The 14920-nt window shown below is 31.8% G+C and carries 13 protein-coding genes; 6 read left to right on the top strand and 7 right to left on the bottom strand.

The genetic code is table 11. The features are described from left to right. Positions 1 to 18 precede the first annotated feature (18 nt). On the top strand, positions 19 to 3285 hold the full coding sequence (locus tag LOS86_RS13685; RefSeq protein ID WP_309508766.1) for a PA domain-containing protein: 3267 nt from the start codon (positions 19 to 21) through the stop codon (positions 3283 to 3285). Positions 3286 to 3499: 214 nt separating this feature from the next. Here the strand turns inward: LOS86_RS13685 and rpmA are convergent, their stop codons facing one another. Continuing rightward, entirely contained in the window at positions 3500 to 3760 is a 261-nt protein-coding gene (gene rpmA, locus LOS86_RS12730) for a 50S ribosomal protein L27 (protein WP_073582069.1), read from the bottom strand. Between the two features lie 19 nt (positions 3761 to 3779). Next, the gene (rplU, locus tag LOS86_RS12725; RefSeq protein WP_231835906.1) at positions 3780 to 4199 is read right to left on the bottom strand and encodes a 50S ribosomal protein L21; all 420 of its coding nucleotides are present in this window, start codon (positions 4197 to 4199) and stop codon (positions 3780 to 3782) included. Positions 4200 to 4386: 187 nt separating this feature from the next. Here rplU and LOS86_RS12720 point away from each other — a divergent pair, with 187 nt between their 5' ends. Beyond that, positions 4387 to 5712, top strand: a complete 1326-nt coding sequence (locus LOS86_RS12720; protein ID WP_231842454.1) for a M16 family metallopeptidase — start codon at positions 4387 to 4389, stop codon at positions 5710 to 5712. A 12-nt stretch (positions 5713 to 5724) separates the two neighbouring features. Further along, positions 5725 to 7776 carry a M16 family metallopeptidase gene (locus LOS86_RS12715; protein WP_231842453.1) on the top strand — a complete coding sequence of 684 codons (2052 nt, stop codon included), beginning with the start codon at positions 5725 to 5727 and terminating at the stop codon, positions 7774 to 7776. 46 nt (positions 7777 to 7822) lie between these two features. Here the strand turns inward: LOS86_RS12715 and LOS86_RS12710 are convergent, their stop codons facing one another. Further along, positions 7823 to 8692: a DMT family transporter gene (locus LOS86_RS12710; protein WP_231842452.1), complete on the bottom strand. Its 870-nt coding sequence runs from the start codon at positions 8690 to 8692 to the stop codon at positions 7823 to 7825. A gap of 110 nt (positions 8693 to 8802) precedes the next feature. On the opposite strand from LOS86_RS12710, the gene LOS86_RS12705 reads away from it, so the two are divergent. After that, positions 8803 to 9171 carry a heavy-metal-associated domain-containing protein gene (locus LOS86_RS12705; protein ID WP_231842451.1) on the top strand — a complete coding sequence of 123 codons (369 nt, stop codon included), beginning with the start codon at positions 8803 to 8805 and terminating at the stop codon, positions 9169 to 9171. A gap of 87 nt (positions 9172 to 9258) precedes the next feature. Here LOS86_RS12705 and gldD read toward each other — a convergent pair whose 3' ends face one another. Genes gldD through mutY form a run of 4 tightly spaced genes read right to left on the bottom strand, consistent with a single transcriptional unit; the run spans position 9259 to position 12617 of the window. Further along, on the bottom strand, positions 9259 to 9816 hold the full coding sequence (gldD, locus tag LOS86_RS12700; protein ID WP_231842450.1) for a gliding motility lipoprotein GldD: 558 nt from the start codon (positions 9814 to 9816) through the stop codon (positions 9259 to 9261). Positions 9817 to 9818: 2 nt separating this feature from the next. Then, the gene (locus tag LOS86_RS12695) at positions 9819 to 11111 is read right to left on the bottom strand and encodes a gliding motility-associated protein GldE (protein WP_231842449.1); all 1293 of its coding nucleotides are present in this window, start codon (positions 11109 to 11111) and stop codon (positions 9819 to 9821) included. A gap of 22 nt (positions 11112 to 11133) precedes the next feature. Then, positions 11134 to 11529 (bottom strand): single-stranded DNA-binding protein, encoded by a 396-nt coding sequence (locus tag LOS86_RS12690; protein ID WP_231842448.1) that lies wholly within the window; start codon positions 11527 to 11529, stop codon positions 11134 to 11136. Between the two features lie 38 nt (positions 11530 to 11567). Beyond that, positions 11568 to 12617, bottom strand: coding sequence for an A/G-specific adenine glycosylase (gene mutY / locus LOS86_RS12685; RefSeq protein ID WP_231842447.1), 1050 nt, complete (start codon positions 12615 to 12617; stop codon positions 11568 to 11570). Positions 12618 to 12749: 132 nt separating this feature from the next. On the opposite strand from mutY, the gene LOS86_RS12680 reads away from it, so the two are divergent. Then, positions 12750 to 13043 carry an HU family DNA-binding protein gene (locus LOS86_RS12680; RefSeq protein WP_231842446.1) on the top strand — a complete coding sequence of 98 codons (294 nt, stop codon included), beginning with the start codon at positions 12750 to 12752 and terminating at the stop codon, positions 13041 to 13043. A 326-nt stretch (positions 13044 to 13369) separates the two neighbouring features. After that, positions 13370 to 14914, top strand: coding sequence for an Rne/Rng family ribonuclease (locus LOS86_RS12675; protein ID WP_231842445.1), 1545 nt, complete (start codon positions 13370 to 13372; stop codon positions 14912 to 14914). Positions 14915 to 14920 lie beyond the last annotated feature (6 nt).

Here is a 14920-nt window from a genome sequence, read left to right as displayed (position 1 = left end):
AAATTAACCCCCAAAATTATGAATAAAAGATTACTATTTCTATTTAGTGCTTTTTTTGTTTATTCTTTGACTTTTGGTCAATCAACAACCGAAAAAAATAAAGAAAAAACTAATGTGACAACTGTCAATAAAACATTAACAAAAAAGCAAGCTAAGGCAGTTAGAAAAAAACATGCTAAAAACTTAGCTAAATCTCCTTTTAAAGAGACATTGTCGTTATCAAAAACACAAAGAAAATCTCAGGCATTGCCTCCAAACAAGTATTTTGAAACAGAATGGGAGTTAACTATGGATCCTGTAACTGGTGCTCCTACTCCTGAAAAATTAATTCAAGTAAAAGAACAATTAAGAAGAGAACGTCAAGAAGCATTGGCTGCTGGAAGAGTTCCTGGAGATGCTTCTGATAATAATTGGGTGGAAAGAGGACCTAATAATGTTGGAGGACGAGTTAGAGCTATTATGTTTGACCCAAATGACCCAACATTCAAAAGAGTTTTTGCTGGTGGTGTAAGTGGTGGATTATGGGTAAATAATGATATTACAACCAATACAGCTTGGACAAGAGTAAATATTGATGAAAATTTATCGGTTTCAGCTATTACTTATGATCCAAATAACACTAATATTTTTTATTTAGGCACAGGAGAATCTTACGTAGGTGGAGATGTTAATGGTAATGGTGTTTGGAAATCTACTGATGGAGGAACATCTTGGACTAAAGTATTTGGTGGGATTACGGGTTCTACTTCATTTCAATCTGCAGCAAGTTTAACAATTAATAGTCCTGCAGGAATTGCTGGAGAGTATACTTGTTATCCTACAACAGCATTTGGGACTCTTCCAGCGGCAACAATTACTGCAAACATTGTTTTGGTTAGTGATAATGTTGCTCCTTCATCAGATGGTTGTGAAACCTTAACAAATGCAGCTGCATTAAATGGTAAAATTGCTTTAATTAGAAGAGGTTCCTGTAATTTTACAGTTAAAGTAAAATCTGCTCAGGACGCAGGTGCTGTTGGAGTTATTATGATGAATAATATTTCTGGAACACCAGTAGCTATGGGTGGCGATGATGCTACGATTACAATTCCTTCAATAATGATTTCTCAATCTGATGGTGATTTGCTTGAGGCTGCAGTTAATTCGGGAACTGTTTCAGGTTCTTTAAATCCTATTGTTCGAGGAGCTTTTACAGGAAACTTAGTTCCAGGTCAACAACATATTAATGATATTAAAGTTAGAAATAATGGAGGAGTTTCTGAAATCTATGTTGCAGTAGGAGATACTTTTTATAGTGCAGCAAACCAAGCTACATATTTAGGTGGACCTGGTTATGGATTATATAAATCTACAGATGGAGGAGTGAATTGGGATTTATTGACTTTGCCATTAACCTCAGGTAGAAATAGATTTTGTCCAAATGATATTGAAATTGGTCCAGATAATAAAATTTGGATGGCAACTACGAATAGTACATTATACGGAGATGGAGGAGGAGTAATTTTTTCATCGATTGATGGAGTTAATTTTACTCAAGAATATGATTTGTCAAATAGTAGAAGAACTCAAATAGCAATTTCTGCTACTAATCCTAATAAAATATATGTATTAGCTGAAGATGCTACAAATGGAGAGGCAAATATTTATTTAACTACCAATTCATTTTCAACAGTAACAACATTACCTGAACCGGCAGCTATTCATGGAACTACTGCAACTGATTTTTGTAGAGGTCAAGCATTTTATGATTTAACAATTAGCGTAGACCCTACCAATGATGCTATTGTTTACATTGGAGGAATTGATATTCATCGATCAACAAATAGTGGTTCTTCTTGGCAAACAATTTCAAAATGGTCATCAGGATATGCAACAGGAGTTTCAGTTGTGCATGCTGATCAACATGCAATGGTATTTAGACCAGGAAATTCTAATCAAGCCATATTTGGTCATGATGGAGGAGTAAGTTATGCATCAAGTTTGTCAACTGCTGCTTTTTCAACAACGGCAATAGCTACAAGAGTAAATGGGTTTAATATTACTCAGTTTTATAGTGTAGGTGTTGCGCCAACACAAGCAGTAAGTGGTTTGTCAGGAGAGTACTTTGCTGCAGGTGCTCAAGATAATGGGACTCAGTTTTTTAGCAATGCTAGTTCAGGGTTAAATTCAAGTGTTCAATCTCAAGGTGGTGATGGTGCTTATACAATGTTTGATCAAGATGCAGATAAATATTATATTTCTAATTATGTTTATAATGAAAGTATTAATTTAAGACCTTTGCCTGGTTCTTCTGTAACTGCTAAAGTTATAGATAATGATAATAATGCTAACAATGGTGCATTTATTGCTCCAATGGTATTAGATTCAAACCTAGATATTTTATACGCAGATTATACAACTTCTACTGGTGTTTTTCTAATTAGAAGATATAGTAATTTAAAAGGGCCTGGTGTAATTTCTAGAACCAACTTAACTAATGCACTATTAACGGCTTCGCCAACAGCATTTGCAGTTTCTCCATACACTACAAATTCAACTACTTTATTGGTCGGAACAAGATTAGGAAAATTATTACGCATAACTTCAGCTAATGCAACTCCAACTTGGACAGATATCACGGGTCCTTCATTCGTAGGAAGTATTTCTGATGTTGAGTTTGGAGCTTCTAATAATGAGATTTTTGTAACTATGCATAACTATAATGTAGTAAGTATTTGGTATACTCAAGATGGTGGTGCAACTTGGTCAAACAAAGAAGGAAACTTTCCTGATATTCCTGTAAAAGCAATTTTACCTAACCCATTGAAAAATGTTGGTGGATTTGCTACTGAAGTTATCATTGGAACAGAATTAGGTGTTTGGTATTGTAATAATTTTAATTCAGCAACTCCAAATTGGATTCAATCGTATAACGGTATGAGCAATGTTAAAGTTACTGATTTAGATATGAGAAATGATTATACTGTTTATGCTGCTACTTACGGAAGAGGTGTGTTTTCGGGAATGTTTACTAATACAACCCTTTCAGGAGTAGATTTTGTAAACTCGTCAAATATTAAAATTTATCCTAGTCCAGCAAAAGAGATAATCAATGTAGCAATTTCAAATTACTCAGGCGATTTGAACATAGAAATGTATGATATAAACGGAAGAATCGTAAAATCTGTTGCGGTAGATTTTACTGAAAGTTATGCTGTTGATTTAAACGGATTGTCTAGTGGAGTTTATGTTGTTAAGATAGCAGGAGATCAATTAAACTATACTGAGAAAATCATTATCAATTAATTGATAATAGATTGAGTAAATTGTAAAGCCGATGATTTATAGTCATCGGCTTTTTTTTATTGGTTTTTAGTAACGAATTTTAATGTTTGTCTCAGTGTTATTATGTAGAAAAAGAAAGTATCGATTTTGGTCTTAAGTGTAGAAAAAAAGTAAATATAAGGTATAAAAAAACCTCTCCATTTGGAGAGGTTTAATATCGCTAAATAATATTATATTAAGCTTCAAAAGGAATTACAGATACATAAGATTTGTTTTCTCCTTTTTTCTGGAATTTTACAACTCCATCAACTTTAGCATGTAAAGTATGATCTTTACCCATGTAAACGTTTTCACCTGGGTTGTGCTTCGAACCTCTTTGTCTAACAATGATGTTTCCAGCAATAGCAGCTTGACCACCATAAATCTTAACGCCTAAACGTTTCGATTCTGATTCTCTACCATTCTTCGAACTACCGACACCTTTCTTGTGAGCCATGACGTAATATTTTTAAATGTTATTCTTCAGTTTTTGGTTTTTTTGTTGCCTTAGCTTTTGGTTTTACTTCTTCAGTAACCTCTGCTACTTCAACGTCAGCTTTTTTAGTTGCTTTTTTCTTAGCTCCTGTAGCTGAAATTCCCTCAATTAAAATTTGAGTAAATGATTGTCTGTGACCGTTTTTCTTTTTGTAACCTTTTCTTCTTTTCTTTTTGAAAACAATTACTTTGTCACCTTTTAAGTGTTGTAACACTTTAGCTTCTACTGAAGCACCTTCTACAGCTGGGGCGCCTAAAGTTACGTTTCCGTTATCATCTAATAAAAGAACTTTGTCAAAAGAAACTTTAGTTCCTTCTTCCGAAGCTAAACGGTGAACATAAACCTTTTGGTCTTTGCTTACTTTGAATTGTTGCCCTGCTATCTCTACGATTGCGTACATAACAATGATTTTAGTTAAAAATTTTAAGGTTGCAAATATACAATAAATTCTAAACCAAACAACTATTGTTTTAAATAAAAGATTGAAAATTACAATTTTGATATTTTTTTTAATAAATATAACGATTTATTGTAACATAATTTAGAAATTGCGTCTTATTACATTATATCAAACAAATTAATAACGTATGAAAAAATCTTTAATGGCTTTGGGTACTGCACTTATGCTTGGTGGAACTGCCACTGCTCAAAAAGTAACATTTGAGGAATTTGATTTAGACAACGGGTTACACGTTGTACTTCATCAAGATAATTCTGCACCTGTTGTAATTACTTCGGTAATGTATCATGTGGGTGCTAAAGACGAACAACCAGATCGTACTGGTTTTGCCCATTTTTTTGAACACCTTTTATTTGAAGGAACAAAAAATATTGGTCGTGGTGATTGGTTTAAGTTAGTAACGGCTAATGGAGGAAACAACAATGCTAATACTACAGATGACAGAACCTATTATTATGAAGTTTTTCCTTCTAATAATTTAGAATTAGCTATTTGGATGGAATCGGAAAGATTAATGCATCCAGTAATTAATCAAATTGGTGTAGATACTCAAAATGAAGTAGTTAAAGAAGAAAAAAGATTACGTGTTGATAATCAGCCTTATGGAAATTTAATCAAAGCAGTTAAAGAAAACATGTTTAAAGTTCACCCATATAAATGGACAACCATTGGGGAAATGGAACATTTAGACGCTGCTACTTTAGAAGAGTTTTTAGCCTTCAATAAAAAATTCTATGTTCCAAATAATGCTGTTTTAGTAATTGCGGGTCAATTTGATAAATCACAAGCTAAAGAATGGGTAAATAAATATTTTAGTCCTATTCCTAAAGGAGCTCCAGTAACACGTCAAAAAGTAGAAGAAGCTCCAATTACACAAGAGTTTAAAGCTACTTGGCAAGATCCTAATATTCAAATTCCAATGTTGGTTGCTTCTTACAGAACACCTTCAATGAAATCTCGTGATGCAAGAGTATTAGATATGATTTCTGCTTATTTATCTGACGGTAAAAGTTCTAAACTTTACAAAAAAATTGTTGACGATAAAAAAATGGCACTTCAAATTGGAGCATTCAATTATAGTCAAGAAGATTATGGTATGTATTTAATTTATGGATTACCAATGGGTGATAACTCTATGGAATCTATCTTAAAAGAAATTGATGAAGAAATTGTTAAAATGCAAAACGAATTAATTTCTGAAAAAGATTATCAAAAACTTCAAAATAAATTTGAAAGCAATTATGTAAGCAATAATTCATCAGTTGAAGGAATTGCAGATAACTTAGCTACTTATTATATGTTGTATGGCGATATTAATTTAATCAATACAGAAATTGATATTTATCGTTCTATTACAAGAGAGGAAATTAGAGACGTTGCAAAAAAATATCTAAACTCAAATCAAAGAATGATTTTAGATTATGTTCCTGCTAAAGACAAAGCTCAAAACTAAGATTTGAAGAATATGAAAAAATTTATATATATAGCAGCCAGTTTATTTTTAACAATAACTATGCAAGCACAAGATAGACCACAACCAAAACCAGGACCAGCGCCTACTATTAACATTAACAAGCCACAAAGCTTTGTTCTTAAAAATGGTTTAAAGGTTTTAGTGGTTGAAAATCATAAATTACCTAGAGTTTCTTTTAATTTAACTTTAGATAATCCGCCTTATGCTGAAGGTAACAAAAAAGGAGTTTCTGACATTTTAAGCGGAATGTTAGGAAATGGTACTGAAAAAATTGGAAAAGATGCTTACAATGAAGAAATCGACTTTTTAGGTGCTAATATTAACTTTTATGCTTCTGGTGCATCTGCAAACGGACTTTCAAGATATTCTAAAAGAATCTTAGAATTAATGGCAGACGGAGCTTTAAATCCATTATTTGATCAAGCTGAATTCGAAAAGGAAAAAGAAAAAATGATCGAAGGATTAAAAGCAGATGAAAAAAGCGTTACTGCAATTGCTCGAAGAGTAGAAAATGTTTTGGTTTTTGGAAAAGAGCATTATGCAGGTGAATTCACAAGTGAAGAAACTTTAAAAAATGTTACTTTAGATGATGTTATTCTAAATTACAATACATATTTCGTTCCAGCTAATGCGTATTTAGTAATCGTGGGTGATGTTAACTTTAAAGAAGTTAAAAAAGAAGTAGAAAAATTATTTGGTTCTTGGAAAAAAGCAACTGCTCCACAGTTAACGTATTCAAATCCAAAAGACGTTCAATACAGTCAAATTAACTTTATTGATACTCCAAATGCAGTTCAATCTGAAATTTCATTGGTTAATTTGTCTAATTTAAAAATGACTGATAAAGAATATTTTTCAGTTTTATTAGCAAACCAAATCTTAGGAGGTGGTGGTGAAGGAAGATTATTCTTAAACTTACGTGAAAAACACGGATGGACTTATGGAGCTTATTCTTCTATCGGTGCTGGAAAATATATTAACAAATTCCGTTCAAGTGCTTCTGTAAGAAATACAGTTACTGATAGTGCTGTTGTTGAGTTTTTCAACGAATTAAAAAGAATGAAAACGGAATTGGTTTCTGATGAAGATTTAAAAAATGCTAAAGCAAAATATGTTGGAAACTTTGTAATGCAAATTGAAAAACCTTCAACAATTGCTCGTTATGCTTTAAACAAAGAAACTCAAGGATTGTCTGAAGATTTCTATGAAAATTACATTAAAAATATTAATGCAGTTACTGCAGAAGATATTAAAAATGCAGCCAATAAATATTTCTTAACAAATAATACTAGAGTTGTTATTGTTGGAAAAGCGGGTGATGTTTTACCAGGATTAGAAGTAATGAGTAAAAAAGAAAATTTACCAATCTTCTATTTTGATAAATATGGTAACCCAACAGAAAAGCCAGAAGTTAAAAAACCTATTCCTGCAGGAGTTACTGCTCAATCTGTTTTAAACAACTACATCAATGCTATTGGTGGTGAAAAAGCTGTTAAAAATGTAAAAACGTTAGCTGTGTTTTCTTCAGGTACAGTTCAAGGAACTAATTTAGAGTTAGTTGTAAAATCAGCTCCAAAGAAATTAGGTGTTGAAATGAAAGCTATGGGAATGACTATGATGAAACAAGTTGTTAACGAAAAAGAAGCTTATGCTGTTCAACAAGGTCAAAGAAAAGATTTCAAAGATGATGAGTTGAAAGACATGCAAGCTGAAGCTACAACTTTTAAAGAATTAGCTTTATTAACAGATAAAGATCTTACTTTAACTGGAATTGAAAATATTAATGGTGCTGATGCTTATGCTATCAAAAATGGAAAATCTACTTATTACTACGATGTAAAAACCGGATTTAAAGTGGCTGAAGCTAAAGAGTTAGAGCAAGGTGGTCAAAAAATGACTCAAACTACTTACTATCAAGATTATAAGGATGTTAAAGGGTTGAAATTCCCATACAAAACTATAATGAATGTAGGTATTGAAATCGAGTTGATTACTTCTGAAGTTAAAATTAACGAAGGAGTAACAGATGCAGATTTTAAATAATATTGCAATGTAATTGTATAAGCGCTCAAGAAATTGGGCGCTTTTTTTATTTTTTACTCGAAAAATAAACTCCAATTAATACAATTAAAGCTCCTAGTAGTTGTATTGCAGAAAGTGTTTCTTCCATAAATAAATTGCCTAATATAAAAGCAACTACAGGAATAATATAAGTAACCGAAGAAGCAAAAACAGGTGATGAAAGCTGAATCAATTTAAAGAATAAAATATTTGAAAATCCGGTTCCTACAATACCTAAAATGGCAATAAAACCTAAAGATTTTTGCACTTTTACTTCCTGAACAATATCAAAAAAGCCTGTAAAATACAAAACAATAAAAGCCGGAAAAAACATAATCAAAAAGTTTCCTGTGCTTATTGTTAATGGTTTTAAATCGGATAAATATTTTTTTATTAAATTGACATTTACTCCGTAAAAAATAGAAGCAATTACAATTAAAATCGCGTAATAATAGTTCTCAGTTGTGTTTTCTCCATCTCCAAATAAAACTAATAAGGCACAACCTATAAATCCAATAATCACTCCAAAAACCTGACTTCTTTGTGCACTCATGCCAAAAAAGAACAATCCTACAAGTAAGGTATTTAATGGAGTTAAGGAGTTTAATATGGAGCTAATTGAACCATCGATTTTTGAAAGGGCAAATGCAAATAAAAATGCTGGAATAAATGTTCCGCATAATGCTGTTACAGCAATATATTTCCATTTATAGGATGGAATTTGTGAAATTTGCTTAAACCCAACAATTATTAAAAAAATTGCAGCAAACAGAATTCGTAAACTTCCTAATTGAACCGAATTTACACCTTTTAAGCCCAATTGCATTAAGATGAAGGAACTTCCCCAAACACAGCCTAAAAAGCCTAATAAAAACCATTTTGTTGTATTGTTTTCCATGTTGTGATTTTATGTGTCAAAATTCAGGCTTTATTTTGAAAATAGCACTATGAATTTTTGTAATTTTGCAATGTCTTTATTACGAGGAAAATAATTTAACATTTATTGATATGAAAAATTTAAAAAATACTGGTTTAGCACTTTTAATGACACTTTTATTAGCAAGTTGCAAACAAGAAAACAAAGAAGTTGCGGTTGAAGAAACAAAAAAAGAAGTGGTTTCTGAAGCCGATTTAGCTAAAATGCAAACAGCAAGTTTTACTATCGACGGTATGACTTGTGCAATGGGTTGTGCTAAAACTATTGAAAATAAATTAGCTGCACAAGATGGTGTTGGGCAAGCAGTTGTGGATTTTGACACTAAAATTGCAACAGTAAAGTTTGATGCAGAAAAACAATCAATAGAATCCTTAACTAAAACTATTGAAGCAGTTGCTGGCGGTGATTCTTACAAAGTTACCGAATCGAAAAAAATGTAATTTATTTTGTCATTCTGAACTTGTTTCAGAATCTGTTTCACTTCAAAATTATAGAAGCTGAAACGAGTTCAGCTTGACAATAAATATTTATTTCCACTCTAACGTTTCCATAATCCTACGCATATCATCTTTTAGATATTGTGCTGCTGGTAATATAGAATCAAAATTAGGTTTAGCGTAAAAATAAACACTTCCTACAATAAAGTTTTTAGTGCTATCGGTGGCGTAAAATTGAGCATTTGTAGCTGCGTTACCACCAACTTCATAGAACATTCCGTAAACCTTTTTCTTATTATTAATAAAAGGTTGCTCTACAATATCATCAGCTTTTACTACGTGATTATAGGTAAGAGTTTGAGCATCTCTTAATAGATTGTAAATATCATTATTTACCGTTTTATGAGTTAAATAAATAGTGGCTTTCATCTTTGGATAATTAATCTCAAAAGCGCAAGATTTATTTTTGATTAGTGCTAAATTGTTTTTTTCAAATGTAAAGCTACAATCAGACTCTAATTTTGAGTATTTCGCTTCTGGATATTCTAAGCTCAAATGACCTTTTGGTTTTGGTAAAGTTTCATCTCCACAAGAAATCAAACTTAAAAATAATCCCAAACAACTTAATTTTACTATATTTTGTATCATAATTACAATAACGTAACTTTTATTTGTTTTATTCTTCTCTTATCTACATTTTCGATGGTAAAAATAAGATTATGAAACGTTATTTTTTGTCTTTTCTTTGGGAAATTTCCAGAAATTTCAAGTAAAAATCCAGCTAGTGTTTCAGCTTCACCTTTTTTACTTTCAAATTCATTTTCATCTACTTCAATGATTCTATAAAAATCTTTCAAGCTAATTTTACCTTCAAAAAGAAAATTTTTGTCGTCAATTTGAGAATAAATCAAATCTTCATCGTCAAATTCATCACTAATATCGCCTACAATTTCCTCCAGAACATCTTCTAACGAAATAATTCCAGAAGTCCCACCATATTCATCTACTACAACAGCTAAATGACTTTTCATTCCTTGAAAATCTTTTAATAAATCATCAAGCTTTTTGTTTTCCGGAACAAAGAAAGGTTGTCTTAATAGTTTGGTCCAATCAAAAGATTCATTATCGATATGCGGAATTAAGTCTTTAATAAATAGGATACCTTCTATTTGATCAATATTTTCTCTGTAAACTGGAATTCGTGAATAGCCTTTTTCAACGATTTTTGGCATTATTTCTTCAAAAGATTCTTCAATGTTTAATGCAAAAACATCAATTCTAGGACTCATTACTTGGCGTACTTCTGTGTTTCCAAAAGTTACAATTCCTTCAAGTATTTTTTGCTCACCATCAGTTGTATCATTTTGTGATGTCAATTCTAGTGCTTGCGAAAGTTGGTCTACCGAAAAATTTCCTTTTTGTACATTGAGTTTTTTTTCTATAAACAGAATGCCGTTTCGCATAGGAACACTAATAGGTGATAATACGTTGTTTAAAATTGAAATTGGAATGGCTACTTTTTTAGCAAAGGTCATATTGTTTCTGTTGGCGTAAATTTTTGGTAATACTTCCCCAAATAATAATAGGAAAAAGGTAACAAGTACCACTTCTACCGTAAATCTTAAAATAGAAGATTCAATACCGTCAAATAAACGACCACTAATGGAAGAAAACAATATTACAACTGCAATGTTTACAAAATTATTAGCAACTAATATTGTGGCTAACAACCTTTTGGGTTTTTCCAGTAATTGAGAAATGAGTCTTCCGCTATTAAAATCTTTATTTGATATGTCATCAATATCTTTTTGCGAAAGAGAAAAAAGGGCTACTTCTGAACCTGAAATAAAGGCAGAACAAGCAAGCAATACTAAAATTGCAATTATTCCTAAAAGGAATTCAAAATCTATAGAATGTAGTAAACTGGCCGGATCAGGATCCAAATTGTTTCAATTTAGTTAAACATTAAAAATCTTCAGGTGCACTACCTGTTGGTAATGAAGATTTACTCAAATCGGTGTCTTTTTTAGTGGTTAAGAATGTGAATTCGGTTACCTGAATTTCAGTAGTGTATTTGGTAGCACCGTCTTCTGCTTGCCATTGACGCGATTTGATTCGACCCTCAATGTATATTTTATCGCCTTTAGAAAGGTATTTTTCGCAAATTTCTGCAGCTTTGTTTCGAACAACAATGTTGTGCCATTCTGTAGAAGTTATTTTTTCTCCAGTAGTTTTGTTAATGTACACTTCGTTAGTTGCTAAAGGAAAACGACCAATGCAATTTCCGCCTTCAAAGTAATGCATTTTAACTTCGTCACCTAAATGACCGATTAAAATAACCTTGTTTAATGTTCCGTTCATGGCTTATATATTTAATAGGGTTAATCAAAAATAGTAATTTAAAGTGAATTACAATAATTTGAAGCAATAAAATTATGTATAACTATAGGAAAAGGTAGTTTTTCAATTTCTGTAAGTGGTTTTGAATCAGGTAATTTTGAAGCGAATTGGACTTCAAAAAAACGAATATTTAAGTGTTGATGGGATAGTTTATGAAGCATAACATCATTATGAAGCGAAAGTACTTCAATAGGTTCCAAATTATAAAACTTCATTTCAGAAACTTGATTTATAATTTCATCTTCTGATAATTGCGATTCGGTTTCAAAAACAGGAAATTCGTATAAGTTTTCCCAAATTCCTTTTCCTTCGCGCTTTTGAACAATAAAGTTAGAGTCTGAATCTTTTAAAATTAAATAGTTCAGGTAGCGAGGAGTTACTTTTGTTTTCTTCGATTTAATCGGAAGCTCGTTTACTTTTTTATGTTGAAGTCCAGCACAACTCGAATTTAAAATACACATTTCGCAATTTGGATTTTTTGGAACACACTGCAAAGCACCAAACTCCATAATCGCTTGATTAAATAGAGCAGGATTCTTTTTGTCTAATACTTCTTGCGCTAATTGTTGAAATTCTGTTTTTGTTTTTGGTAGAGAAATATCACTCTCTACATTATAATAACGACTCAAAACGCGGAACACATTTCCGTCTAATACCGCAACAGCTTCGTTAAATGAAAAAGAGGCAATAGCGGCAGCGGTATATTCACCAACACCTTTTAATTTTAATAATTCTTTATAATTGGAAGGGAATTCACCATTTAATTCAAATGCAATGTGTTTAGCAGTGGCATGTAAATTTCTAGCTCTAGAATAATATCCTAAACCTTGCCAAAGTTTTAAAACGTGTTCTTCATCAGCTTTGGCTAAGTCAAAAACAGTTGGAAAAGCCTCAGTAAAAGACAAAAAATAAGGTAAACCTTGCGCCACTCGAGTTTGTTGAAGCATAATTTCTGAAAGCCAAATAGGGTACGGATCAGTCGTATTTCTCCAAGGTAAGTCGCGCTTATTTTGTAAATACCAATGAATTAAAGAGTTAGAAAAATTCATGTTTTTAAATTGAGACAACAAAAATAAATCTTTAGTAATTAAAATTTAATCAATTAAGGTTGAATTATTGTTTTTTTAATTCTTATATTTGCAAACTCAAAAAAATACACATAAATATAAATACGAAAGAAAATGACGAAAGCAGACATCGTAGCGAAAATTTCAGAAAAATTAGGACTTGAAAAAGGTGATGTACAAGCAACTATTGAGTCTTTTATGGAAGAAGTAAAAAACTCGCTTGAAACAGGTGATAATGTTTATTTAAGAGGTTTTGGAAGTTTTATCATCAAAACAAGAGCTGAAAAAACAGGAAGAAACATTTCTAAAAACACTACAATTAAAATTCCTGCTCACAACATTCCAGCTTTTAAACCTGCTAAAGTGTTTGTTGAAAGCGTTAAAGAAAAAACAGAAGTTACAGTATAAAAACTATTTATTAATCTAAACACCAACATGTTATGCCAAGTGGTAAAAAAAGAAAAAGACATAAGGTAGCAACTCACAAACGTAAAAAAAGAGCGAGAGCAAACCGTCATAAAAAGAAAAAGTAGTTTAAAACTACTTTTTCTTTTTTAGAAAAAAGTTCATTGAAATGAATCAATATTAAATTGATTCCCAGGTACAACTGCCTGTAAAAAATGTTTAATCCATCTGTGAAAATGTTAGATGATGGATGTTAGATGATAGGATGAATTTAAAACACCCATCATCAGACACCCAGTATCGAGCACAAACAGATAAAAATGTACTGCATGAACAAAGAGTTAATTATTAGATCGGGTTCAAATGCTGTAGATTTTGCCTTATTAAAAGATGGAAAACTAATAGAATTACACAAAGAAGAAGAAAAGCAAAGCAATTTTGCGGTGGGTGATATTTTTATTGCTAAAATCCGTAAACCTGTGGCTGGTTTAAATGCCGCTTTTGTAAACTTAGGTCATGAAAAAGATGCTTTTTTGCATTATCACGATTTGGGTCCTAATCTACCTTCTTTGATGAAATTTATTAAACTTGTAAGCGCAGGTAAATTAAAAGATTATTCACTCAAAAATTTTCCTTTTGAAGCTGAAATTGATAAAAATGGTGCTATAACCGACATTCTAAGCGCCAATCAATCTGTTTTAGTTCAGGTAGTGAAAGAGCCTATTTCTACTAAAGGTCCCAGAATTAGTTCTGAGATTTCCTTAGCCGGAAGATATGTGGTTTTAGTTCCTTTTTCAGATCGTGTCTCTGTTTCGCAAAAAATAGAATCGAGAGAAGAAAAAGACCGATTAAAACGATTGGTTCAATCTATTAAACCAAAAGGATTCGGTGTTATTGTGAGAACAGTAGCCGAAGGCAAAAAAGTAGCCGAACTAGATAAAGATCTACAAACATTGATGGACCGCTGGTCTGCCATGTGTAGAAGATTACAAACGGCTCATCATCCATCAAAAGTACTAGGAGAACTTAATAAAGCTTCTTCTATCTTACGAGATGTATTTAATGATACCTTCACTGGTATTCATGTTGATGATGAAGATTTGTATCTTGAAACGAAGGAGTATTTGCAAGAGATAGCTCCGGATAAAGTGTCTATCGTAAAACACTATCAGTCTAAGGAACTGCCTCTTTTTGAAAAATATAATATTGAGCGACAAATAAAAACGTCTTTTGGAAAAACAGTTTCCATGAGCAAAGGTGCTTATTTGATTATTGAACACACAGAAGCTTTGCATGTTATTGATGTAAACAGCGGAAATCGTTCAGCAAAAGCAACTAGCCAAGAAGATACTGCTCTAGAAGTAAACATGATTGCTGCAGCCGAAATTGCACGTCAGTTACGACTTAGAGACATGGGCGGAATTATTGTAGTGGATTTTATTGATATGCAAAATCCCGAAAATCGCAAAGTATTGTACGATTTCTTAAGAGAAGAAATGAGTGACGATAAGGCCAAGCATAAAATCTTGCCTCCTAGCAAATTTGGATTAATTCAAATTACTAGACAAAGAGTTAGACCAGAAGTCAATATTAAAACAAGAGAAGAAGACCCTAATAAAGAAAACGGGGAAATTGAAGCTCCAATTTTAATTATAGACAAAATAGCGTCTGATCTTGAACGCATTATTAAAGACCATAAAAAGGTTGTTTTAAACGCACACCCTTTTGTGGCAGCATACCTTACTAAAGGTTTTCCATCCTTACGTTCGAAATGGTTTTTCGAATATAAGAAATGGGTGAAAATTATACCTCGTGACGCTTACACGTATCTAGAATACCATTTCTTTGACAAACAAGGAAATGAAATTAAATAAATTAAA

This window comes from Flavobacterium cyclinae, assembly GCF_021172145.1.
GTDB lineage: Bacteria > Bacteroidota > Bacteroidia > Flavobacteriales > Flavobacteriaceae > Flavobacterium > Flavobacterium cyclinae.
Note: the sequence above shows the minus strand (reverse complement) of the source record. Positions and strands in the feature narration are given on the sequence as shown.

Coding starts and splice junctions, on each gene's coding strand:
- LOS86_RS13685 (WP_309508766.1), top strand. CDS start 19: ATGAATAAAAGATTACTATTTCTATTTAGTGCTTTTTTTGTTTATTCT.
- rpmA (WP_073582069.1), bottom strand. CDS start 3,760: ATGGCTCACAAGAAAGGTGTCGGTAGTTCGAAGAATGGTAGAGAATCA.
- rplU (WP_231835906.1), bottom strand. CDS start 4,199: ATGTACGCAATCGTAGAGATAGCAGGGCAACAATTCAAAGTAAGCAAA.
- LOS86_RS12720 (WP_231842454.1), top strand. CDS start 4,387: ATGAAAAAATCTTTAATGGCTTTGGGTACTGCACTTATGCTTGGTGGA.
- LOS86_RS12715 (WP_231842453.1), top strand. CDS start 5,725: ATGAAAAAATTTATATATATAGCAGCCAGTTTATTTTTAACAATAACT.
- LOS86_RS12710 (WP_231842452.1), bottom strand. CDS start 8,692: ATGGAAAACAATACAACAAAATGGTTTTTATTAGGCTTTTTAGGCTGT.
- LOS86_RS12705 (WP_231842451.1), top strand. CDS start 8,803: ATGAAAAATTTAAAAAATACTGGTTTAGCACTTTTAATGACACTTTTA.
- gldD (WP_231842450.1), bottom strand. CDS start 9,816: ATGATACAAAATATAGTAAAATTAAGTTGTTTGGGATTATTTTTAAGT.
- LOS86_RS12690 (WP_231842448.1), bottom strand. CDS start 11,529: ATGAACGGAACATTAAACAAGGTTATTTTAATCGGTCATTTAGGTGAC.
- mutY (WP_231842447.1), bottom strand. CDS start 12,617: ATGAATTTTTCTAACTCTTTAATTCATTGGTATTTACAAAATAAGCGC.
- LOS86_RS12680 (WP_231842446.1), top strand. CDS start 12,750: ATGACGAAAGCAGACATCGTAGCGAAAATTTCAGAAAAATTAGGACTT.
- LOS86_RS12675 (WP_231842445.1), top strand. CDS start 13,370: ATGAACAAAGAGTTAATTATTAGATCGGGTTCAAATGCTGTAGATTTT.